Here is a 23957-nt window from a genome sequence, read left to right as displayed (position 1 = left end):
TAAACGAGGAAAGTAATCAATAAAATGCTTTTTCCATGCTTTTTTTATAAAAATTGAAAATCAATATTTTCTTCTTTGTTGCTGATAAACTTTATATAGCTATGAAAGTATGTTTTTTGATAAAAGAGACAATAGTGTATTAGCAAAAAGCATGTTCAAATCAATGTATTGAAGATTGGTGTGTTTGATAAGATATAAACAGCTTTTGATCGTAAATAGAATTTAGACAGATAAAAATTAAGCTGTTTGTGTACAGCAATAACTGCAGCATACTTATGTGCTGATTATCCTTATTAAATTTTTGGATGATAATTTGATTGTGTTCTCTTTAGTGATGACGTTCAAAATAGAGCTCTCTTTTAAACACGGTAATGAATGTTCAACATTGCTAGAAAGATACTTGGCTGTAATTTTCTGCTGATATAACCACGTGTTGGCAAGAACTTATGTTGATATTTATAGATTGCATCTTTGCTATTGGTTTTATCACTATTTGGCTGATTATAATTTTTATTTTAGTGGTACATTCCAAACTGAATGGTGATACCAAAATCGCACACTGCGCTATTTTCTAAACTTACGTTATTATGTATGAATTTGATTTATTTTTTTAAGAAATAACCTACATAAATATGCAATGAGTTTATAGCATTTTTAATATTTCTTGTATAGATAGAATTGCCAAGGTTGTTACATTAAGATTTTGATTGATTTAACCAACTAAAAAAGATTTTTCAAAAGTGATGGTGTAGGAATACTAAATGTGAGCAGTAAAATTAATGATAATGTTTTGAAAAAACATACACGGCTATGGAGTTTTGAAATTTATTCAGATTTCTTACGTGTGGTGAATAGTTTAGACATGATTATAAAATTTAATAATAAATAGTATTATATCATATTTTTTCATGTTTTTCGTAACCTTTTTTTATTTTGCTATTGTTATATATGAAACTCAAGTTATGTTTTTGGGCCGCTCTAAAAATAAGTAAGGTTTAAAAAACATAGGCGAAGAAATATGCATACTGTGAAAGATCAAAAGCTCGATCCAAAATTTATCCGTCGTGGGCTCATTTTAGTTTTTATTACTCTGTTATTGGATATTATTGGTATTGCAATTATTAGTCCTGTTTTGCCTGAATATCTTCATCATTTGACTGGAGAGGATCTTAGTAAGGTTTCCATAAATGGGGGTGTGTTGCTGGCAGTTTATTCAGTAATGCAATTTTTATTTGCTCCCTTGATTGGTAATCTTTCTGACCGTTATGGTCGGCGTCCTGTTTTGCTTATCTCTATTATCAGTTTTGCTATTGATAATTTTATATGTGCTATAGCATGGAGTTATTCTATGTTGTTTATTGGGCGTCTTTTATCGGGGATAAGTGGTGCAAGCTTTGCAACTTGTTCAGCTTATTTAGCAGATATATCAGATGATAAAACTCGTACACGTAATTTTGGTATGATAGGAATGGCATTTGGGGTAGGATTTATTATAGGCTCCCTTATTGGTGGCTTTTTGGGCCAATTTGAGTTGCGCTTGCCTTTTTATTTCGCAGCTGCTTGTTCATTTGTTAATTTTATTTTTGCATGGTTTATGCTTCCAGAAACTCTTGCTATGCATGATAGACGCCGTTTTAATATTAAGCGTGCTAATCCTTTAGGTGCACTTTTGCAATTTAGACAATATCCAGCAGTTATTTGGGTGTTGTTAGCCTTTTTTCTTTATTGGCTTGCAGAAGCCGTATGGCCGAGCGTTTGGGCATTTATTGCTAAAGAACGCTATGATTGGAACACATTTTCTATTGGATTGTCTTATAGTGTTTTTGGTATAGGCCAGATTTTTGTGATGGTTCTCATTTTACCATATCTTTCTAAGCGCTGGAGCGATTGGCGCATGACTATGGTAGGACTCATTTTTTCATTGATTGCTATGCTTGGCTATATGTTTGCGGCGCAAGGGTGGATGATTTATGTTGTTTTTGTCTGTACAATGCTTGAATATCTTGTTCATGCACCTATACGTTCTATTGCTGCAGCACAAGTACCAGCTAATGCACAAGGGGAATTACAAGGGGCAATGACATCTATTACTTCGTTAAGTTTGATAATTGGGCCCATTTTTTATACATTTCTCTTCGAACAATTTACGCATAAAGATGCAGCATTTCATTTTTCTGGTGCACCTTTTGCCGGGAGTTTCTGTGTGCTTTTTTTAGCAATTTTAGTGTTTGCTTTCTGGGTAAGACAGTCTCTAAAAAAGCTTCCTGGAGATGTTTTACCAAAATAATTCAATAAAATATAACTCCTATGCTCTATGAGTGAATCTAACTATTTTGTTATTTCAAGAGCTGGTGTATTTGAATACAATAAAATGCACCAATGTTTGGTGGAAAATTCAAATTAATTAGGCTGTTTTTTTATACTCTACGATCAGATTATGAAAACGCTGGAAAAGATATTGACTGTCTTGTGGCCCAGGGGAAGCTTCAGGATGATGTTGAACAGAAAAAACGGGTTTTCCAATAATCTGAATGCCACAATTTGAGCCATCAAAAAGAGAAATATGTGTTTCTTCAACATGTTTTGGTAGAGATGTTGCATCTACAGTGAAACTATGATTCATTGACGTAATTTCTACTTTTCCAGTGGTAAGGTCTTTTACAGGGTGATTTGCTCCGTGATGCCCTTGATGCATTTTTATGGTTTTAGCTCCAACAGAAAGGGCAAGAAGCTGATGGCCAAGGCATATACCAAAAAGTGGAATATTACAGTCAATTAGTTTTTTTATAGTTGGGACTGCATATGCGGCTGTGGCAGATGGATCTCCTGGTCCATTGGAAAGAAAAATGCCATCAGGCTTCATTGCCAGAATTTCTTCTGCGTTTGTATGTGCTGGCACAATAGTAATACGCGCACCTTGTGTTGCCATAAGGCGGAGTATATTGCGCTTAATACCATAATCGACCGCAACGATATGAAAATTATGTTTACTGTTTCTACCGTAACCTTGATTCCAAGTCCACGCTTTTTCATTCCATTCCATCAACTGGTGTGATGTCACTTTTTTTGTGAGGTCGAGATTGGTGATCCCTGACCATTTTTGCATACGTTTTTTTAAAGCACTAAGATCAAAATTACCATTTAAATCATGAGCAATAATAGCATTTTGCGCACCTTTTTCACGGATAAGAACAGTTAGTGCACGTGTATCAATGCCGCAAATTGCAATGATTTGACGCATTTTAAGCCACTGATTTAAGTTTTCATTCGCACGGTAATTAGAGGGGTGAGTAATATCTGCCTTAAAAATAGCACCAACTGCACCATGGTGATTAATTGGTGTAAGATCTTCAATATCTTCACTATTTATACCTACATTACCTATATGAGGAAAGGTAAAGTTAACGATTTGTTTAGTGTATGAGGGGTCGGTAAGAATTTCTTCATAACCTGTCATGGCAGTGTTAAAACATATTTCTGCTTCAACAATACCTGTAGTTCCTGCACCTTTGCCTTCAATAACGGTTCCATCAGCTAATACTAAAAGAGCTGTAGGTTTGCTGGTGCACCAAGGTTTGGGAGATAGGGTGGTTTGTGTCATAGTGTGCGCTCACAGTTCGACGTCATACGAAAACCGCAGCCATAGCAGATGCTGTATATTATCTTGCAATGTTTTGCTTAATTTTGAAAGTATAAGTATATTCCATAAATAGGTAAAGCCCCATTTTTAGATTTTCCGAGACTTTTGTTATTATTATGCATTGTCAGATATTAAAGAGTATTAAAAAGAGTATATACCCATTTGAACAAAATTGGATAAATTTATGTTGTATTGATTAGCTTCATAAAGCACTCCAAATGATTTTGTAGAAGAAGAGAGAGAACATGTTTTGCTCTACGTTACTTAATGGATATTACGTGATTAAGAAATGTCAGAGTATTTAGAATGTTTGATGATGATGAAAAAATAAAAGTGATAATAGCTAGGAACATTCTATTTTAACAAAAATAATGCTTTTAGAAATCAACACGTGTTTATAAATAAACTGATATTTTGGGGATTAAAACGCAAGTAGCAGGGGTTGTTGTTTGCGATCTCTCTACCAGTTAATAGGGCACAAGGTGATTAGGTTTTTATGGTATTTTAGGTAACAAGGGTTAAAGAATGATGCAATATAGGGTGAGTAAATTATAACTTTGTTCAAAAGAGACGATTATATAGGTAAGTAGATTTTTTAAGGTTATAGTGATAGCGTTTCATAAACGCTTAAATAAGTTTATCGAATTGACTAAGAATATCTCAAGCTGTTTTTTATAACGAGTAGAGCGTTAAGCTAGCAAAAAATAAAATGCGTTATTTATAAATAACACTCGACTATATAAATATTATGAGGGACTTAGAAAAAAGTAGTCAAATTAGTGAGTTTTCATTGATGGAGGGCAATGAATAAGATCTTTGTTATTTATTGTATACTACGTTTCTTTTCAAAATATTGATTTTCCTGATTTATATAAGGTCAGTTTTATATATTGGTGAAGCAATTAAAAACAGCTCAGTCAGCAATAGTGGCTTGTCTGCTAGCCGCAAACGAGAACGGCGCGCCCATAGCGCATCTTTTTGGCCAATATGAATGTAATCACGGGTTAGTTCTTTACTGTTAAATAAATAACGCCCTAGAGGTACATTTCCCAAGTTTGTTAGTTGATTGTGATCATCTAGAGTTTCTTGTGGGATCACTGTACGCCCCAAAAGCCAAGGTTGATTGTCTCCCATTAGTACAATTTCGCGTAGCCAATAACGGGAGGTATCAGGCAAATGCTCAGCCTCTTCCTCTAGCTCATCATAAGTAATGAAGCATTCACGTTGTGGTTCAATATGTATCTGAGTACAGTAACGTTCCAAACGACGAGTCATAGAGCCTGGTTCCATCAACCAATCTTTGATAGTAATAGGCACTGAAAGGTCTTGATCAGATAACCACTTTAGCGGTGGTAAAATAGAATTTCTAGTTCTAGTACTCGACATGATTCAAACTGCATGTTGTTCTAGATAATACAGGTTGTTAAAATACCTATTATAAAGCTTCCTAATTATAATGTAGAAATACAAAAGCAGCAAGCTGATAAGGGTAGGGCATGAAATGGATTATTGGCTTTATGGCTATAGTTTTAGTATTTCGGCGATAAACAAAAATTTATTAGTATGATTAGCGCATTTTATTTTAGTTTAAGAATTTTGATTATCGATATTATATTATTTTACATTATTTTATGCAGGAAATGCTAATGGTATAAATGTGAATTACAGTAATTATTTCATACTGGACACAGTTATTATTTAAGCAATTTGCTATATAGGAGAAAGTTTTTAGAGAATATTAGCTAGTGTGTGAAAAATATTTTTTCGTCTTCACATCAAGATTTTATCATTGATTACGCTTTTAAGGTTTTAGTCGTCGATAGATCAATATTAATTCTAGTAGGATGATTGTTGTGCTGAATGGTTACTACTATATTTAGCTAGTAGATTATAATTTCAAAACTAGGATAGAATTTTAAGGTGGCTTAAAAAGGCACCAAAAGGTGCCTTTGAAACTAAGCATTTTATGGTCGGATTTTTCGACCGACCCATATAAGAATGCAGGCGCCGATGAAACCTGAAATAAGGTAACCAAATATACCAACAAAAGTAACACCAAAAAGGCCAAAAAGAAAACTAGCCAATGACGCTCCAATAATTCCTAGGATGATGTTTAAAAATATTCCTGTTCGACTGTTCATAAAATATTGTGCAGCCCAACCTGCAAGACCACCAATGATAATAGCTGCAATCCAGCCGATGTTTGCATCTTCCATTACGCTCTCCTTTGCCTGAATTAAACTGTAAATTCTAGGTAGGGTAAGCTTTTTAAAGGTCAAGTCTTGCTTGTTATTTAGAAGGGTTATGGAGACGAAAACTGTGGGGTAGTTCCTGTTCTTCTAAAATAGGATAGACCGTAGAAGAGAGAAGAGAATTAATTTGTTTTTAGATGATGAACACTATCAAGATACAGACTGGATGTTTCTATATTTTGGATATTAATTTCATGTAGGTATTTAATTTTTTAAGCTCATTTTTTCTAAATTACGGAGCTGATCTTTTTTGCGCTAATAATAATGTACAGTATGGGTATCGCATGAGATGAAAACATTAATGCAATATGCGCATTAGCTAAAACAGTTGCATAGGAATAAAGCGGGTCATTTCAACTGTTGTGAGTGAATTGTGGATTTTTTTATTTCTTTTAACAACTAATATTTATTGATTAAGCTCATATACGGTGGAGTGATCTGGATTTTCGTAAAATTTCATTTTTTGTAGCATTATAATCAACAAGATTACAGATATAGATCACTCCTCACATCTGACGTTAGAAAACTGAAGTTGGGCGATTAAAAGCATTATCATCAAGAGCTGTTTTTTTAAAGTCAGGAGTTTTGTTAGGCTGCATTTGTACTTATATGAATGAGTTTAGGGGTTGGTTTTTAAACTCTATTGATAGTATTTTTTTGCAAGAAGGGCGAACATATTAAAATAATGTAGGCATTGTGCATTAAAATTGGAGTTGCGAAAGAAGAGCCTAAATTAATGCTAAGGACCATCATAACGATAGTTGGGTATGAGTAAGATTATAATTAGCAAAAATTATTAACAAAATGATTTCTGTAATGGAATGAATGTAAAAAATAAATTACAACTACCACCAACAAAAAACAGAAATAAGATCTGTTGAAAGATGATGGCGGTATTAGGCAAAATTGCGCTATCACGTAAAGGTTTTGTGGCAGTAGTTTCACATGTTTAATTCCTGTTCACACCATGTGTGTGTAATCCAAAAAAGTAAAGAAATAGAACCTGAAAGATGAAGAATTACTAATGCTATTCGTGATACTTTTTCTTTCCTTTTTATGTTGAGAATATAGTTCGATTTAAAGAATTTACATAATTAAGACTTACGGTTTTGTTTGGTTTCAAATGCGTGAACAAAATCATAACCACTTGGGTTTTGAAAAAGCTTAAGACCAAAACTAGGGAGGATGGAATAAAGATGGTCAAAAATATCAGCTTGAATTTGTTCATACTCTATCCAAATAGTGGTGTTCGTAAAACAATAGATTTCTAAAGGTAAACCATTTGGTGTAGGGGGTAATTGCCGTATCATGAGAGTCATATTATTTGTAATATTTGGGTGATTTTGTAAATAAGATAAAGCATAAGCACGGAAAGTTCCAATGTTTGTTAAGCGACGGATATTAGCTGATATATCGCGATTTTTATCTAATTTAGCATTCCATTCATTGATTTCCGGTAATTTTTTTGCAAAATAGTTTTCTAATAGATTAAATTGCATCAAGTATTCTTGTTCTTCTTCTCTATGGAATCGGATACTGGATTGGTCAATAAAAAGAGATCGTTTGATACGCCTTCCACCTGATTCTTGCATACCACGCCAATTTTTAAAAGGATCGGTTACAAGTTTACGAATAGGGACGTTGGTAATCGTTTTATCAAAATTTTGAACTTTGACAGTATGGAGTGCAATTTCAATTACGTCTCCATCTGCACCGAGATTGGGGATTTCAATCCAATCACCAACACGCACCATATCAGTAGATGAAATTTGAATACTTGCAACGAGGGAAAGAAGCGTATCTTGGAAGACCAAAATCAAGACAGCTGCCATCGCACCAAGACCGGAAAAGAGGATAAGAGGGGAGCGGTCAATCAATTTAGCTAATATTAAAACAGTAGCAACGGTAAAAAGTGCAATTTTAGCGATTTGAATATAACCTTTTATCGGTTTTAACCGCGATGTTGGCCGTTGTTCATAAAGAGTATTAACAATATTAAGAAGTGCAGAAATTATTAAGACAATAACAAAAATAATAAAAGCGTTGGAAACATTACGAATAATGGTACTGAGTGGATTGGGCAATGTAGGGATAAAATTAACACCGATTGAGAAAATAAAGGCTGAAGCAGTATTAGCCATGTGCCGAATGGTATACTCAGTGTCATTAGTTGTATCTGCGGGAAGAAAAGAAAAAAGCTGTTTTGCTTTATGAATAAGCAGTTTGCGTGCTAAAATATTAATTAAAATAGCAATAAGAGTAAGGATAATGAGCCAAGAAATAGCCTCTAACAATGGATATTGAGCAAGAAATTCGGTCACTTTTCTATCTCCGTTTCTCAAATTATTTTAGGGTTGATCACTTGGAATTTATCAACCATTTAAGAGAAGTATTGGAATTATGCTTCAAAGTAGTTAAACAATATAAAAAAGAATTTAAAACTCTGTGAGATATAATGCGTTTTCCACCTGATTTCCTTGATGAGATCCGCAGCCGATTACCAATTTCAACGGTTATTAGCCAAAGGGTGACATTTGACCCTCAAAAAAGCAAGCCAGCACGAGGAGATTTTTGGTTTTGTTGCCCATTTCATGGTGAAAAAACCCCAAGTTTTCACTGTAATGATCGTAAAGGTTGTTATTATTGTTTTGGTTGTGGTGTAAGCGGTAATATTTTCACTTTTCTTTGTGAACTTGATGGATTGCAGTTTTTAGAAGCTGTAGAGCGTTTGGCTGATCTTGCAGGTATGAAACTACCTGTTCTTGATCCACAAAGTTATGAACGTGAAATGCAAAAAGCCAGTCTTTATGATGTTATGGGAATGGCTACGGATTTTTTTCAATGTAGCTTACATAATAAAGAGGGAGAACAGGCGCGTTATTATCTTGGTGAGCGTGGCGTGACACCAGAACTTATAAAACGCTTTCGAATTGGTTTTGCTCCAACAGGGCGTACAGCTTTAAAAGAAGCGTTAAGTATGCGTGGTATTTCGGTAAAGCAGATGGAAGATTGTGGTCTTCTTGTATCGGGTGAGGATGTTACGGTTCCCTACGATCGATTTAGAAATCGTATCATATTTCCTATTGAAGATTTACGTGGGCGTGTGGTGGCTTTTGGAGGACGCGGATTAGATAAAAACGTGCGAGCAAAATATCTCAATAGTCCTGAAACGGTACTTTTTCATAAGGGAAATATGCTTTACAATGCAGCTTCTGCTCGCAAAAGCAATCATTCCATGGAAGAGAAAAAAGCACGTTCTATTCTTGTCGTTGAAGGCTATATGGATGTGATTGCGTTGACGAAGGCTGGTTTTGAAAAAGTGGTAGCGCCTTTGGGTACAGCATTAACAGAGGAGCAAATTGCGCTTTTATGGCAAATAGAACCTGACTGTGTTTTTTGTTTTGATGGGGATGATGCTGGTTTAAAAGCTGCTTTTCGTGTAGCTGATCGTGTGTTACCCCTTTTAAGGGTGGGGGTATCTGTACATTTTATTTTATTGCCGCAAGGTGAAGATCCAGATGAAATTGTTCGTGCTGGTGGTGCTCCTCTTTTTAATTCTTTTTTGCAAAAATCAATTCCACTGATTGAGCTTTTATGGTGGCGTGCTACTTATGGGCAACGTTTTGAAACACCAGAAACGCGAGCAGCACTGGAAAGAAGACTTAAACAAGAGGTCTTTACGATTAAAGATGAAGATGTACGTCGTTATTATTTTCAAGATATAAAGAAACGGCTTTTTGATTTTTTTTGTCCTCCTTTTTTACAAAAAAAGAATGTAGGAGGATATGGTAAAAATCAAAAAGATGAAATATTTAAAAGACAGTCTTTTTCTACTTTGGAAAATTCTAATATGGTGCGCAATATGCCGCATTCTATTCCATTGCGTGAGGCAGTTATTTTATTAATTTTAGCTCATTATCCTGATCTTTGGCATGAAAATTTTGAAGTTCTTTCTAAGTTAGAATTAAAAAATACTGAATTAACAAATTTTCATCAATCGATGCTGGAAATTCTAGGAAGCCAACAGATTCATGATAAAACAGTAATGATTACGCTTTTAGAAGAAAAAGGGCAAAAGGCTATTTTAGAACGTATGAGAAATCTTGTGCAAAGCGTTGGTATGCGTACTACTTTTACTAAAGCTCCCATAGAAGATGCTCGTGCTGTATTAAAACAAGCTATCTACTTGCATCTTCGAGAACACCACCTACATAAGAGATTACAAGATATTGAGGAACAACTCATGGAAAATCCTAATAATGAGGTTTTTGATCTACTGCGTGAAACGAAAACTGAATTGGAACAAATGCGGGCAACGGACGCTTTGATTGAAGGGTTTGGATGTTGGTTTGATGAAGAAACAGATGAGAGTGAGGCAAATAAGATAAAATGATTCGCTTTTTTTAAGCGAATCAGTCACCAAAGTCTAATGTGAAAAAATCTATTGTAAGAGACGGCATTTTTGTGAAGAATGACGAGTGAATTTTAAAAAAGCGGAAATTGATTCTTACTATGGAGTGTAGAGATTATCTCAAAAGGGCTGAAAGTGTCGGGGAAACTTCTATAGTTTTCCCGCGTTTTTATGTGGGTAAAAGCGTATATAAAGTGTGTCTTTGAAAATGAGGATTTTATCCTAGGATAAAATGCATATGAGAAATTGTTGATGCGCTAAATGAAAACGCAAAAAGCTGGTCACATGAAATCTAGTAGTGATCAAGTGGAGTTAATGGTATGGCAACAAAGGCTAAACAAAAAGATAGCGTGGCAGAAACGGGCCAAGTAAGTTTGGACAGTCCTCTTCTTGATTTTTCCGATGATGCTATCAAAAAGATGATTAAACTCGCCAAGAAAAATGGTTATGTGACAATGGATGAATTGAATGCAGTTCTTCCTTCTGAATCAGTTACATCTGAGCAAATTGAAGATACATTGGCCATGCTGTCTGAAATGGGGATTAATGTTGTAGACGACGAGGATGAAATCGATTCTGAACCTTATGAGGAAGAAATTACGATAGAAGGTGGCGATTTGGTGGAAGCCACCAGCCGATCAATTGCAACGATATCAAAACGGGATGCAACAGATCGGACTGATGACCCGGTGCGCATGTATTTGCGTGAAATGGGAGCAGTTGAATTACTTTCACGTGAGGGTGAAATTGCCATTGCCAAGCGTATTGAAGCAGGGCGTGAAACAATGATTGCGGGGCTATGTGAAAGCCCTTTAACATTTCAAGCCTTAATTATATGGCGTGAAGAATTAAATGAGAAGCGTATCCTTCTTCGTGAAATTATTGATCTTGAAATGACTTATGCTGGCCCAGAAGCCAAGCAAGCTCCTGCTATTGAGCGCAGTGGAGTAGAAAGAATAAAAGAGGAAATGCCGTGTTCTAGTATGCATGATGTAGACGATCTTGCAGAAGACATTGGTGTTGAAGATGATGAGGAGGATGAAGTTAATTTATCGCTTGCAGCGATGGAAAATGAGTTGTGTCCTCAGGTTATGGAAACTTTAGATTTTATTGCTGAGACGTATGTAAAACTGCGAAAACTGCAAGATCAACACGTTGAAAGCAGTTTGGCAGATTGTAAAGAGGATGCTCTTTCATCTTCTCAAAAAAAGAAATGCACTCAATTGAAAGCTGATTTAATTCAAGCAGTAAAGTCTCTTTCTTTGAACCAAAATCGTATTGAGGCGTTGGTTGAACAGCTTTATGATATCAATAAACGGTTGGTTCATAGTGAAGGTAAATTGAAGCGGCTTGCTAACAACTATGGAGTTGGGCACGAAGATTTTTTAAAAGAATATCAAGGTCGTGAATTAGATGCAGATTGGATTAATTATATTGCAACTTTGCCGGGATCTGGCTGGAAAGAATTTTCAACTCGTGAAGCCAAGGTAATACAGAGTTTGCGCAGTGAAATACAAAGTCTTGCGCAAGAAACTGCTATCTCAATTGGGGAGTTTCGTCGAATTGTTACGCAGGTACAAAAAGGTGAGCGTGAAGCAACAATCGCTAAAAAGGAAATGGTAGAAGCCAATTTACGCCTTGTGATTTCAATTGCAAAAAGATACACTAATCGTGGTTTACAGTTTCTTGACCTTATTCAAGAAGGCAATATCGGTTTGATGAAGGCGGTCGATAAATTTGAATACCGGCGTGGATACAAATTTTCAACTTATGCGACATGGTGGATTCGTCAGGCGATTACACGTTCGATAGCTGATCAAGCGCGCACAATTCGTATTCCTGTTCATATGATTGAAACTATTAATAAGATTGTTCGTACATCACGTCAGATTTTGCATGAAATTGGGCGTGAACCTACACCGGAAGAATTATCTAGCAAACTTTCTATGCCATTAGAAAAAGTGAGAAAAGTACTTAAAATTGCAAAGGAGCCTATTTCACTTGAAACACCAGTTGGTGATGAGGATGATTCCCATTTAGGTGATTTTATTGAGGATAGAAACGCATTGTTGCCGATTGATGCAGCTATTCAAGCTAATTTACGAGATACAACAACTCGCGTACTTGCCTCACTAACACCGCGTGAAGAACGTGTTTTGCGGATGCGTTTTGGTATTGGGATGAACACTGATCACACGTTGGAAGAAGTTGGTCAGCAGTTTTCAGTTACACGTGAACGTATCCGTCAGATTGAAGCAAAGGCGCTTCGTAAATTGAAGCATCCTAGCCGTTCACGGAAATTACGCAGTTTTCTTGATTCTTAATAATTTTACAGTATATTTCAAAATGTACCGTTTATTGTAATGAAAAGTTTACTGTGTCATTTTTTGAAAAAATTTTTTTAAAAAGATAAAAGAGGTATGCTGAATAATTGGAGAAAATTCAATGTTCAAGCAATATAATGACTTAAATATTTATTTACTGTACTCTGTGAAAAAAAAGACAGTGTAAAATCATAGAAATGATCTACGAAGAAATAAATGGTGTCATAAAAACTATTATTTGTACATGTAGATGAAGTTAGCTCCAGATGGGATGATGTTGAATATGCTTCATGTTGAAGTGTATTAGATCATAGGTAAACACAAAAATCTCTTTTTTATAAAATGGTTTATACAAGTGTATAGTTTGTAGAAAAAAATTCATTTAGTTTTTGTCAGTAATTGTAGTTTGTAGGATATTACAATTAGGTATTGTTTCTGGGTTTAAGTTCATTTGTGATAAGATATCTTTATAAGGTATTTTTTATATGAGATTTTTTCTAGAGATGTCTTTTATCTTTGTTGAATTAATCTTTGGGAAGATTATTTTGGGGCAGAATGAATATGGATGGTATTAAATTAGCTTAGAGATGTATAATGTTACAGAGACAACATTATACTCATTTTGCATAAATTTTCTTATTTTTAAAAAGAGTATAGTCGATTTATGAGTAAAGAGGCTCCCTTTTGGAAAGTTAAAAAATTAGAAGAGATGTCCATTGTTGAGTGGGAGAGTCTCTGTGATGGTTGTGGCTTTTGTTGTTTGCATAAAGTAGAAGATGAAAACACTGGTTATATTTATACAACTAGCGTTGCTTGCCGTCTTTTAGATATGGAAACTTGTCAGTGTCAAGATTATGTTCATCGTAAATCAATAGTTCCAGATTGTATATTATTGGATATTGCAACGGTGAAAAAAGTTCATTGGCTGCCAAAAAATTGTGCTTATCGGTTAATTAATGAAGGGAAAGACCTTCATTGGTGGCATCCACTTATATCAGGAAATCGCCAAACGGTACATCAAGCACAATTTTCTGCACACGGGAAGATTGAAGTTTACGAAAATGAATTATCATCTGACGAGGCTTATCTTCAATATATCACCGGCATTTTATATGAGGGCCGGTGATACAATTTTTTTTCTGTACTGTTTTATGTACGAATTAATGACGATACCTTACTTAGTCGATAGAAAATGTTACAGTAACACTGACATTATAGTTCAATTCACCGCTTGAAAAATTTGTATCTGTATAGCTTGCAAATTGTGCACTTCTGCTTAAGCGCTGTGTTGGATGAAAGCTATTATTATTTTCATTAATTTCAATGATTTTACCCAATTTTAAATTAGCTGCTTGTGCTAAAGTTTCTGCTTTTTCAATAGCTTCAGCAATGGCTTTTTGACGCGCTTCTTTATAAAAAGGTTTTGTATCGGCATTGGTAAAGGTAATGCCATGGACAGAATTAATGCCAAAAGATATTGCTTGATCAAATATTTTACCAACGTTAGCAAGATCACGGATACGCACTGTTAAAGAATTGGAAACTTGATAAAGATTTTCGCTATTTTTTTGTTCTTGCTGTTTATCTGAGCTAGACTGATAAATAGACAAATTTGATGTTTGCAAGTCGTATTCTTGAATATTATTCTTTTTAAAAGAAGCTAAAACATTGTTCATAAATTTATTATTGTCCGCTAATGCTTTTTGAGCGGTTTTGTCGTGAGTAACAATAGATAGATTGATAATTGCCATATCTGGTGTTGCTTGGCTTTCACCTGTTGCAGTAACTACAATAGTTGAATTTTTCGTTGTACATTCTTCTGCATGTACAGAGAACGAAGTGGTTAGTAATGTTAATGCTGCTAACATGGAAATTTTAATTAAGTTAGTATTTTTTAGCTGGAAAATTATTTGTGTCATATTCATTTTCACTCCTTTCATTTATAGATTTTTACTTTTCCATTTTCGGGAATCGTTGTAAAGTATTAAAATACTGAAAGATGAAAAACGAGAGAAACTTAAAAAAGTGAATTATAATTCAAGCAGTCTCTTGTATCGTAAGGCATTTTAGTTTAGAAAAAAATAGTCTGTAGGGCCTGTAGCTCAATTGGTTAGAGCCAGCGGCTCATAACCGCTTGGTTGGGGGTTCGAGTCCCTCCGGGCCCACCATACCCTCTTTTATCTTTATAACCACTTGATTTTATTATTATTTTTTTAGGTTAGGGAATGAAATAATAAGGTTAGGGAATAGGATTTTTACATAGACTTTGTTTATTATGTGCTGTAATATCAATATAGATAGGAGATTTCATAATGAGAAAGATCCGATCCGTATTCCTGGTGAAATTATTGATATTGCTAAGAATCGAAAGTTGTCACTTGATTCATTCCAACCCAATTTGAAAACATTACACAAGCTATTGAAGATGCTAAAATGGGGCGTGAAAATGTACATCCTTGAATGGTTTACGTGCTATAATCCGCAACGATAAAGATGATTTACAATAGAAATTAACATCACAATCATTTTGTTTTGTGAATAGGCTTCCTACCCACATAAATGTTTTCTGTGTTCATTATGTTTTAAAATGTCTCTTGCTAAGTTTGAACTGATCCTGTTGTAATCTTGCTGTCTAAATACATTGGCAACATCCAACGCAAGGAGCATTTTCACTTGTTACGCGTTCTGTCAGAAAGATCAGAGCGCAAATTAGCGTCACTTTTCTTATCAATCTCACCTTCTATTTTTAACCTTGTTGTTGCTACTTTTAAAGATTTATCTGTTTGTATTATTCAACGTTCTTTCCAATCTGACAAACATTTACCAAAATTTCTAAAAGAGCAGCGGATGCATCAAGTATAATCTCAAGATATTTTTTCACCCATTGCTTTCCTCTACGCTTTAAAATAACTTCTTATTTCTTTTCAGTTAAGAATAATCGGTATTATTGCAGGATGATGACAAGCTTTAATGATGATTTAGTGATTAGTTTTGGCAAAAAGTGTATTACTTATAAAAGCCTGTAGGTGGAGGCTGTGAATAAGTGCGTTGACAACCGCAAAGAACATTTTATGTCCTCTTCCTTCTGAGAAAGACCTCTTTAATAAGAAGCTATTTCATACTTTAGAACTAATTTTTTTCGATTTTAACTGGTATTGAAAATAAAAAAAGTTATTGCTTCAAATAGAACTTGTTTGATTATTTTACTACGGAAAAAATTATAAAGCAGCTTAAACTTTATCAATATGGTAAAAGCGAAATACTACTGTCCACGTTAATAAAATTTAAGCCTGATTTTATTTAAAATGAATATTATTAGTTAGCGGTTGTTTCTTTGTGCGATATGCTTCGAATAAGTAAATCGATAAACAAACTAAGAGCATAAGAGTTGGCCATATTTGCTTTCATATTGACCAGAGAAGTAATTGCCTTTGGATTGAGGCTATTGGATATACCTTGTGTCAAAAGATATTGCTGTAATTTTTCATAAGAATTTTCAATCTTTTTTTGATTTAGTGTATCGTTATGATCATTTTTGGTAAGAATATCTTCAATTGCTTCAATTTTTTTAATAAAATAATTCCAGTCGAATTCACTTCTAGTGCATTCGGTGTCAAACATTTTTCCTTGTCCAGTTAACAGCCAATTAATGTTGACTCCATACAACGTGCGATATGCTTGTAATACGCTAAGGTTAGGTTCTCTTTCTCCACGCTCATAAAAGGCGATAGAATTTTTTGTCATGCTAAAATTTTTAGCTAATATTTCACGTGACGGATCGCCTAAAGCGAGGCGTACATGACGTAAACGTTTTCCAAATACAGTTTTTGCTTCAGTTTCAGGACGTGCCACGAATTATCTCCCTCAGTAAATCATCATGGTATGAGCTTTGTGTTGGTAAAAGCACACAATGTATGAATATCTCATTACCTAATGTCAATATTTATTGACTTTTATTCCTCTTATTTTTTTAAATATTTAATAAATATTTGGATTAAATTTTAATTTTTTGTATTTTATTATTATAAGGAATAACCTTTTTATTGGAAGAAATATAGGCTTTTTTGATTCTTCTCTTGTTTTTTCTTGGAGAGATTCCATATAAATTTTACAATGTATATTATTGTACTTATCGATAGATGTAATCTTTCAGTCTTGTGATCTTTCAATATGAGTGAGTACCAGGATAGATTAAAGAGATAAATTTTGAGGCGTGATCATGGCCCTATTAGGCTATTTTAGATGGGCTTTTTTCTTCACAATTATTGGTGTTTTGGGGGGTGGATTTGTTGGTTGGTTTGAGACGGGTAGTCTCATTGGTTTTTTAAAATATTTTTTCATTTGCTGTGTTTTGGGAATTTTAGAAATTTCTCTATCTTTTGATAATTCTATTATCAATGCACGTATTCTTAAAAGGATGGATCAGCTATGGTCCCGTCGCTTTTTGACATGGGGCATTTTAATAGCAGTATTTGGTATGAGAATTATTTTTCCATTACTGATTGTTGCTTTTGCGGCTTGGATTAGTCCAATTGCAGCAGTCAAATTAGCGCTATGGGAGCCACATCAGTATGCTGAAATTTTGACAAATGCTCATGCGGGTATTGCTTCTTTTGGGGGAACTTTCCTCATAATGGTTGGTTTAAAATATTTTTTTGATCCTAAAAAAGAGGTGCATTGGCTAGCATTTATAGAGAAACCAGCTCAAAAGATTGGTTCATTTGTTGGAGTTGATATTGCTATTGTTTTGATTCTGATGTTATTTTTCTCAGGGCAAATTACAACAGAAAATAAGCTGACTGTTTTATTTGCCATGCTTTATGGGCTTTTAACATTTTTAGTGGTTGAAGCAGTTAGTTCACTTTTGGATTCCCCAAAAAATACTTTAGTCACTATTGCTAAGGGAGGAGTGGGCTCATTTCTTTATTTAGAAATTCTAGATGCTAGCTTTTCTTTTGATGGTGTTATGAGTGCTTTTGCTTTTTCACATAATCTTTTTGTTATTGCAATTGGTCTTGGTATCGGTGCATTTTATGTACGTGCTATAACTATCATGTTGGTTGAAACAGGAATATTGTTGCATTACCGCTATTTGGAACACGGTGCTTTTTACGCAATCTTGGTACTTGCAGTGATTATGTATATACAAATTATTATGCCGGTGCCTGAAGCATTAACAGGACTTATTGGTGTATGTATTCTTGGGGTGGCTTTTTATTCCTCCATTCGCTTTAAACATAAAACATTATCTTCCGAATAATCTGTTGTTTTGAAATACAGATTCTATAAAAACTCTTCTATTTATTACCACAAGATAGGACGAGGAAGTGATTTATAATGTCATTAAGAGCTCTATGCCGGTTTCATTCATAGTTTTAAGCATCGTATTTAATGATCCATTTAGATCAATACCGGCACAGGCGTTCAGTGAAACACTCACTTTAAAGCCGCATTTTACGGCGTGAAGTGCAGAAAATCCCACACAGAAATCAGTAGCCAAACCACATATAATTAATTGTGTAAAACCGCACTCTTTGAGATAACTTTGTAAGCCTGTTGGCGTTTTTTGGTCATTTTCAAAAAAAGCAGAACAACTGTCAATTTTCTGATGATAACCTTTTCGAAGGATAAGTTGTGCTTTACCAACCATGAGAGACGTATGAAATTTCGCTCCTTGTGTTCCTTGTACACAATGATCGGGCCACAGTGTTTGAAATCCGTACTCAAGCTTAATTGTATCATAAAGAGATTTGTGGGGATAGGAAGAAGCAAAGCTGCAATGGCCTTTGGGATGCCAATCTTGGGTTAAAATGACATGATCAAAACGGTTTATAAGGTCATTGACGGCAGGTATAATAATATCGCTTTGTGGGACTGCAAGTGCTCCTCCTGGTAAGAAGTCATTTTGTACATCGATAACGATTAAGGCTTTTTTTTCCATAAATTTGTTCCTGTGGGTGATTTTTTTGTCGTAGCCTTTTAAAGATTGTGTTTCGTCTTAAAGTTTTGAGATGATTTGGTCAATGTTTGTGCTTATTTTGATGATTTAAAAAACAAAAGAGATAAATGGATCAGTTGGTACAATAATTTTTGTAATTTTGTGCTAATTTGTAACTGTGGATCAATATATAAGTGGTGCACTATTTAGTGATAAACTATGTGTTGGTACAAAGCTTTGATAATAATAGGGCTGGGGCATTAGATTTTATAAATGTGTTCTCATTTTTTAATGCAGTTTTAATCACATAAAATAATATAGTAGGGATCATTTATTTTGATGATATCAAAATGATGAAAAGGGGTGGAGGAAGGTGGTATGATGTAAAATCTGTAAGATGAGAAAATGGTGCATAGAAAATTGGCTTTCTCTTATGATTTTTGTTGCACTAATAGATTGGTTTAATATGGTAAAAGCGTAGTTTTGTATCTTATATAGAGCAGAAAAGAGCTATTTGATAGCATAATTCAAGTATAATTTAAGAATATTTCCTTTTTGTACTTTGGGATAGTGTTTTTCTGCATTTGAAGCGCAAAGTAGGGCTTGTGGGATTAGAAAAAATATATCAATATAAAGATAAAGCTGTTAGGGTATTATTTAAGTGTTGCTAATTGTGAAATTTAAGAAAAGCGAAAATAATACTTTCGAAATTCTCACCCTTTAATTTTGTATAATATCAAAGAGAAATTTATGGCGCGTCAATTTATCTATCATATGGCTGGAGTCAATAAGGTTTACGGCAATAAGAAAATTTTGGAAAATATTCATTTATCTTTTTATCCAGATGCTAAGATTGGTATTTTAGGGCCGAATGGTGCAGGTAAGTCGACGATTTTACGTATTATGAGTGGGTTAGATAAAGAATATACAGGAGAAGCGTGGCTTTCTGAAGGAGCACGTTGTGGTTATCTTCCGCAAGAACCTGTTCTTGATTCAAGTAAGGACGTGTGGGGTAATGTGATGGAAGGGGTTGCAGATAAGCAGGCAATTTTAGATCGCTATAATGAATTGATGATGAATTACAGTGATGAAACAGCCGATGAAAGTGCTAAACTTCAGGATATTATTGACAACCAAAATCTTTGGGATTTAGACAATCAAGTAGAAATGGCTATGGCCGCTCTTGGTTGTCCACCAGGGGAGGAGGGTGTAACTAAACTTTCAGGTGGTGAAAGGCGGCGTGTTGCGCTTTGTAAATTACTTTTGTCAAAACCTGATTTATTGCTTTTAGATGAACCAACAAACCATTTAGATGCTGAAACTACAGCTTGGCTTGAAAGGCATTTACGTGAGTATCCAGGTGCAGTACTTCTGATTACACATGACCGTTATTTTCTCGATAATGTAACGGGTTGGATATTAGAATTAGATCGCGGTAAAGGTATCCCTTATGAGGGAAATTATTCTGCTTATTTGAGTGCTAAAGCTAAACGTATGGCACAAGAGGGGCGTGAAGAAGCTGCTCGTCAACGTGCATTGTCACGCGAAAAGGAGTGGATAGCTTCCAGTCCGAAAGCGCGCCAAGCAAAATCAAAAGCTCGTATCAGGGCTTATGATGAATTGGTTCAGGCTGCGCGTGAACGCCGTCCTGGAGATGCGCAAATTATTATACCAGTTGGAGAAAGATTGGGACAGGTTGTTATTGAGGTTGATAATTTGTCAAAAGCATATGGTGAGCGTGTATTAATCGATTCTCTTTCTTTCAAGCTTCCTGCCGGTGGAATTGTGGGCGTTATTGGTGCCAATGGTGTGGGTAAGTCTACCTTATTTAAAATGTTAACAGGGCAGGAACAGCCTGATTCAGGTACAGTACGCATCGGGGAAACGGTTCAGATGAGTTATATTGACCAGAATCGTGATGCATTGGCAGGAGATAAGACTGTTTGGGAGGAAATCTCTGGTGGAGATGACATTATTAAATTAGGCAAATATGAAATGAATAGCCGTGCTTATTGTGGTGCATTTAACTTTAAAGGTTCAGATCAACAGCAAAAGGTGGCGAATTTATCAGGAGGGCAGCGCAATCGTGTTCATTTAGCTAAACTTTTAAAAAATGGAGGTAATGTTCTTCTTCTTGACGAACCTACCAACGATCTTGATACAGAAACATTAGGTGCGTTAGAAGATGCATTGGAAAATTTTGCTGGTTGTGCAGTTGTGATATCGCATGATCGCATGTTTCTTGATAGGTTAGCTACTCATATTTTGGCGTTTGAAGGTAATAGTCATGTGGAATGGTTTGAAGGTAATTTTGCTGAATATGAAGCTGATAAACTTCGTCGTCTTGGTCCAGATGCTATTAATCTTAAACGTGTCAATTATAAACCTCTCGCCCGTTAATACTGCTTTTCTTATATGAATACTTATACTCTTAATTTGTCAGTATAGTACTTTTAGAAAATATCTAAGATCTGTATTTTATTTTGTAAAATATAGTTGCTTGATTTGACAAAGCAGAGTATTAAAATTTTTATTGTAATAAATTGTCTAATTTGATTGATATAATTTATTTTACTTATTAGAATGTGATCTATAAAAACTGTTTGCTATTTTTAAATTTTTGCTACAGTAAATTATTTTTTATAATCTTATACTAAAGATTAAAATTGCTAAAAAGAATTTCATTAACACACTTTGGAGTAAAGTTGCTTCAAAGTGGATCATTTTAAATATTTTTTGCCTAAATTTTTCCATTTTTACAAGGATTAAGGTTGTTTTTTGCTCTTTTTTTAATTAAAGTGATGAGAATTTCTTGTCGTTTAAAATATTTTATTTCATAGTAAAGTCATTGCATTAGCGATTATAATGGTTGATGTAATAAGACAATCAGGGAGCCTCTCCCCCCTCCCCCGCGTGGATCCCTAGATTGTCTGGCCCGACTGAAAAATTCTTCAGTCGGGTTTTATTTTTTTATTTAAATTAAACTTGAATTCAGCATTACATTGGTACATATGCTCATATAAAAAGCTACTTAGAGTATGGCGTTTGATACATAAATGTTTGGAGTATTTTTCTAGATGTTTATGTATTATTTTAAATAAGATATACAGTTATTTTAAATTTAAAAGCTAAAAAACATTATATGAATGATGTAATTATAGTGTGTTATAATGTTTAGGATCAAAGATGATAAAGTTTCGCTGGCGTTGTCTTGTTATTCTAGTGTTTCTTTTATTGTTCGTTTTGGTAGCTAGGTTTTTTGTGTATCAATTTGTATTTGGTGAGGCGAGTTTTTCACACCAGACTGATACAACAGATAGCGCCTTAGGAAGGGTGGCAGTATCTTTGCCGGATATTCGGGTGAATCTTTTTAAGATAAGTTCTCAGCAGGAAAAAAGCATTGTTAAGCAAGCTCGTCAAGATGCAATTTCTGCTGCCCTTGCGAGCGGTCAGAATAATAAACAGGCACAACAATTTGGGAAAATTGCAGCTGCAGCTGCATTAAAAGTAATTTCTCATTCTCCTGCTGTTGATGTTGGTTTTTAATCATTTATCTATAATGATTTAAGAATAATCATTTGAAGCTTGTTTTAAGAATGCTTTGTTGCGTTCTTCTCCAGAATATAAAAAGCGTGAAAAATACATTATGAATTATTCGCTGCGTTATTGGGGATGAATGATAGGTAAACTGCTAAAATGTTTTTTCTATAAAATTTAAGTTGTTTATCCATTTTAGCTGCGTGAGGGTTAGTGTATCGTAAGCCCGTGTGTGTTAATGTAAGCCAAAATATTTATTAAGTAATGTTTTTAGGGGGGGCAGAAGCATAAATTGCTTGTTAATAAGTGCTGCTTATTGGTTGGTAATTGAAATTATCAATGTTTTTTACAAAATTATCTGAAAAATAGATAGAAATTGGTCATCAAGTTGTGCTTGAAAGCAGTTAATAATATACAATTGAAAGACTGACTTGTTAACATATTTAAGTGTAGTTTCTCATAAGAGAATTAGCTCTGAAGAATGGTTTTCATGACATGAGCTTTTGCTAATTGGTATTGGCTTTAAATAGAACTGATGATCTTTTTTAGGGATGCTATATGTTTAATGAATAAAAGAGCATTCGTTAAAAACATTCTTAGTCGATATTGGTATTTTAAATAATAGATTTGGCAATAATGGAGTTTTTAATATCTGTAAGCGATAAGTGATGGAGTTTTTCATCATTATTTTTTTGCATACAATTAGTATTGTAGGTCTATCAAATGAATATATTGTATCACTTTTAAATTCCTTTCTAGATAAAATACACCTTAAAGCTTTATAATTGTGATTAGACGTATTTTAATGAAAACAGAAAGAATGCAATTTTTGAAAATCCTTTTAAATTACGATCTTTTCTCTATTTTTATATTTTGTGCGAAAGGGTTTATACTGATATTGAAAGTTTAAGCTTCAACAGCAGTTTAATTGTTATTTCTTTTAAAATATTTGTTCTTTTTTATGAAATTTTAGTTCAAAAATTGCAATTCAATATAAGATTCCAATTAATTTAACATAAGCTATTGTTAGTATTAAAGTAACGGTCGTACACATACAAAAAATTTTTTGGTACAATAAATTTGACCTGCGAGGGGGAGTTTCTAAATAACTCTGTATAAAGATCTTTATCATTCTTAAGGCAATTTTGAATGCGGTGTACATTATTGATATAAATACCTAAATTAAGCAGTGACGATAGTTGTATAATTTTAAAAATATAATACCAATCGTGCTGCGCAAATGAGTTCTATTTTAGTTTAAAATATTGCTCAAAAATTACAATCTATTTAGTTTCATTGAAACAACACTATGTTTTGATGATAATGAACGATTTTAAGGATATGTAAAATATTTTTAAAGGCTATTTTCACTTTGTAAAAAATGTTTTATAAATCATCAAGTCAGTCGGCTGGGCAGCCGCGCTTGCTCAATGTTTAAAAAAGCAGGTGAGGAAAGTCCGGGCTCCATGGAAAAACGGTGCCGGGTAACACCCGGCGGGGGTGACCCTAGGGAAAGTGCCACAGAAAGCAAACCGCCTATTTTTATAGGTAAGGGTGAAAGGGTGGGGTAAGAGCCCACCGCACACTCAGTAATGAGTGTGGCAAGGTAAACCCCACCGGGAGCAAGACCGAATAGAAATGACGCGCAAGGCTTAACTTGCAGCCAGTTTCCAGGTGAGTCATTTGGGTAGGTTGCACGAGGCGGATGGTAACATCCGTCCCAGATGAATGGTTGCCATGTAGAGTGTAAACTTTACCATACAGAACCCGGCTTACAGGCCGACTGATATTTTTATAGTATTAGCACAAATTTTCAAGAAAAATTTATGTTTAAATTGCACACTTTAAAGAATGT

15 protein-coding genes, 1 tRNA gene, 1 other RNA gene and 1 pseudogene are annotated in these 23957 nt (G+C 34.4%); 10 read left to right on the top strand and 8 right to left on the bottom strand.

Going from position 1 to position 23957, the window contains the following annotated elements; all coding sequences use genetic code 11:
- The first annotated feature begins 1018 nt into the window (after positions 1-1018).
- Positions 1019-2287, top strand: a complete 1269-nt coding sequence (locus tag J7R05_RS05395) for a TCR/Tet family MFS transporter (protein WP_208541504.1) — start codon at positions 1019-1021, stop codon at positions 2285-2287.
- Positions 2288-2404: 117 nt separating this feature from the next.
- Here J7R05_RS05395 and carA read toward each other — a convergent pair whose 3' ends face one another.
- The 5 genes and pseudogenes from carA to J7R05_RS05375 all read right to left on the bottom strand — a co-directional run bounded on the left by carA (position 2405) and on the right by J7R05_RS05375 (position 8213).
- On the bottom strand, positions 2405-3601 hold the full coding sequence (carA, locus tag J7R05_RS05390) for a glutamine-hydrolyzing carbamoyl-phosphate synthase small subunit (RefSeq protein WP_208541503.1): 1197 nt from the start codon (positions 3599-3601) through the stop codon (positions 2405-2407).
- Positions 3602-4507: 906 nt separating this feature from the next.
- Complete coding sequence (gene ubiC, locus J7R05_RS05385; protein ID WP_208541502.1) at positions 4508-5026, bottom strand: chorismate lyase; 519 nt, start codon at positions 5024-5026, stop codon at positions 4508-4510.
- A gap of 578 nt (positions 5027-5604) precedes the next feature.
- Positions 5605-5856 (bottom strand): GlsB/YeaQ/YmgE family stress response membrane protein, encoded by a 252-nt coding sequence (locus J7R05_RS05380; protein WP_007476824.1) that lies wholly within the window; start codon positions 5854-5856, stop codon positions 5605-5607.
- Positions 5857-5929: 73 nt separating this feature from the next.
- A pseudogene (locus J7R05_RS09645) lies at positions 5930-6245 on the bottom strand (Na/Pi cotransporter family protein); the annotation flags it as partial.
- A gap of 741 nt (positions 6246-6986) precedes the next feature.
- Positions 6987-8213 (bottom strand): mechanosensitive ion channel family protein, encoded by a 1227-nt coding sequence (locus J7R05_RS05375; RefSeq protein WP_208541501.1) that lies wholly within the window; start codon positions 8211-8213, stop codon positions 6987-6989.
- A 134-nt stretch (positions 8214-8347) separates the two neighbouring features.
- Between J7R05_RS05375 and dnaG the strand changes: the two genes are divergently transcribed.
- From dnaG to J7R05_RS05360, 3 genes are all read left to right on the top strand, one after another.
- A complete protein-coding gene (gene dnaG / locus J7R05_RS05370) occupies positions 8348-10285 on the top strand; it encodes a DNA primase (RefSeq protein WP_208541500.1) in 1938 nt (645 codons plus the stop codon).
- A gap of 338 nt (positions 10286-10623) precedes the next feature.
- A complete protein-coding gene (rpoD, locus tag J7R05_RS05365; RefSeq protein WP_208541499.1) occupies positions 10624-12627 on the top strand; it encodes an RNA polymerase sigma factor RpoD in 2004 nt (667 codons plus the stop codon).
- A gap of 664 nt (positions 12628-13291) precedes the next feature.
- Positions 13292-13753 (top strand): YcgN family cysteine cluster protein, encoded by a 462-nt coding sequence (locus tag J7R05_RS05360; RefSeq protein WP_208541498.1) that lies wholly within the window; start codon positions 13292-13294, stop codon positions 13751-13753.
- Between the two features lie 52 nt (positions 13754-13805).
- On the opposite strand, the gene J7R05_RS05355 is transcribed toward J7R05_RS05360, so the two are convergent.
- Positions 13806-14546, bottom strand: a complete 741-nt coding sequence (locus tag J7R05_RS05355; protein ID WP_208541497.1) for an SIMPL domain-containing protein — start codon at positions 14544-14546, stop codon at positions 13806-13808.
- Between the two features lie 172 nt (positions 14547-14718).
- On the opposite strand from J7R05_RS05355, the gene J7R05_RS05350 reads away from it, so the two are divergent.
- Both J7R05_RS05350 and J7R05_RS09640 read left to right on the top strand, forming a co-directional pair.
- A tRNA-Ile gene (locus J7R05_RS05350) sits at positions 14719-14795 on the top strand.
- A gap of 505 nt (positions 14796-15300) precedes the next feature.
- Positions 15301-15489, top strand: a complete 189-nt coding sequence (locus tag J7R05_RS09640; protein ID WP_208541496.1) for a hypothetical protein — start codon at positions 15301-15303, stop codon at positions 15487-15489.
- 453 nt (positions 15490-15942) lie between these two features.
- On the opposite strand, the gene J7R05_RS05340 is transcribed toward J7R05_RS09640, so the two are convergent.
- The gene (locus tag J7R05_RS05340; protein WP_208541495.1) at positions 15943-16479 is read right to left on the bottom strand and encodes a helix-turn-helix domain-containing protein; all 537 of its coding nucleotides are present in this window, start codon (positions 16477-16479) and stop codon (positions 15943-15945) included.
- A gap of 367 nt (positions 16480-16846) precedes the next feature.
- Here J7R05_RS05340 and J7R05_RS05335 point away from each other — a divergent pair, with 367 nt between their 5' ends.
- Positions 16847-17887 carry a DUF475 domain-containing protein gene (locus J7R05_RS05335; RefSeq protein WP_208541494.1) on the top strand — a complete coding sequence of 347 codons (1041 nt, stop codon included), beginning with the start codon at positions 16847-16849 and terminating at the stop codon, positions 17885-17887.
- Positions 17888-17959: 72 nt separating this feature from the next.
- Here the strand turns inward: J7R05_RS05335 and pncA are convergent, their stop codons facing one another.
- Positions 17960-18568, bottom strand: a complete 609-nt coding sequence (pncA, locus tag J7R05_RS05330; RefSeq protein ID WP_208541493.1) for a bifunctional nicotinamidase/pyrazinamidase — start codon at positions 18566-18568, stop codon at positions 17960-17962.
- 747 nt (positions 18569-19315) lie between these two features.
- Between pncA and ettA the strand changes: the two genes are divergently transcribed.
- The 3 genes from ettA (at position 19316) to rnpB (ending at position 23893) form a co-directional block, all read left to right on the top strand.
- A complete protein-coding gene (gene ettA / locus J7R05_RS05325; RefSeq protein WP_208541492.1) occupies positions 19316-20965 on the top strand; it encodes an energy-dependent translational throttle protein EttA in 1650 nt (549 codons plus the stop codon).
- Between the two features lie 786 nt (positions 20966-21751).
- On the top strand, positions 21752-22111 hold the full coding sequence (locus J7R05_RS05320; RefSeq protein ID WP_208541491.1) for a hypothetical protein: 360 nt from the start codon (positions 21752-21754) through the stop codon (positions 22109-22111).
- Between the two features lie 1392 nt (positions 22112-23503).
- Positions 23504-23893, top strand: an RNA gene (gene rnpB / locus J7R05_RS05315) — RNase P RNA component class A.
- The last annotated feature ends 64 nt before the right edge of the window (positions 23894-23957 follow it).

This window comes from Bartonella capreoli (genome assembly GCF_902813205.1).
GTDB classification, from domain to species: Bacteria; Pseudomonadota; Alphaproteobacteria; order Rhizobiales; family Rhizobiaceae; genus Bartonella; species Bartonella schoenbuchensis.
The sequence above is the reverse complement of the archived record's forward strand: the minus strand, read 5'-3'. Positions and strand labels throughout refer to the sequence as shown.

Excerpts from the sequence above, each read along its gene's own strand:
- J7R05_RS05395 (WP_208541504.1), top strand. The coding sequence starts at position 1,019 with ATGCATACTGTGAAAGATCAAAAGCTCGATCCAAAATTTATCCGTCGT.
- J7R05_RS05335 (WP_208541494.1), top strand. The coding sequence starts at position 16,847 with ATGGCCCTATTAGGCTATTTTAGATGGGCTTTTTTCTTCACAATTATT.
- carA (WP_208541503.1), bottom strand. The coding sequence starts at position 3,601 with ATGACACAAACCACCCTATCTCCCAAACCTTGGTGCACCAGCAAACCT.
- ettA (WP_208541492.1), top strand. The coding sequence starts at position 19,316 with ATGGCGCGTCAATTTATCTATCATATGGCTGGAGTCAATAAGGTTTAC.
- pncA (WP_208541493.1), bottom strand. The coding sequence starts at position 18,568 with ATGGAAAAAAAAGCCTTAATCGTTATCGATGTACAAAATGACTTCTTA.
- J7R05_RS05355 (WP_208541497.1), bottom strand. The coding sequence starts at position 14,546 with ATGACACAAATAATTTTCCAGCTAAAAAATACTAACTTAATTAAAATT.
- rpoD (WP_208541499.1), top strand. The coding sequence starts at position 10,624 with ATGGCAACAAAGGCTAAACAAAAAGATAGCGTGGCAGAAACGGGCCAA.
- J7R05_RS05380 (WP_007476824.1), bottom strand. The coding sequence starts at position 5,856 with ATGGAAGATGCAAACATCGGCTGGATTGCAGCTATTATCATTGGTGGT.
- J7R05_RS05360 (WP_208541498.1), top strand. The coding sequence starts at position 13,292 with ATGAGTAAAGAGGCTCCCTTTTGGAAAGTTAAAAAATTAGAAGAGATG.
- J7R05_RS05320 (WP_208541491.1), top strand. The coding sequence starts at position 21,752 with ATGATAAAGTTTCGCTGGCGTTGTCTTGTTATTCTAGTGTTTCTTTTA.
- dnaG (WP_208541500.1), top strand. The coding sequence starts at position 8,348 with ATGCGTTTTCCACCTGATTTCCTTGATGAGATCCGCAGCCGATTACCA.
- ubiC (WP_208541502.1), bottom strand. The coding sequence starts at position 5,026 with ATGTCGAGTACTAGAACTAGAAATTCTATTTTACCACCGCTAAAGTGG.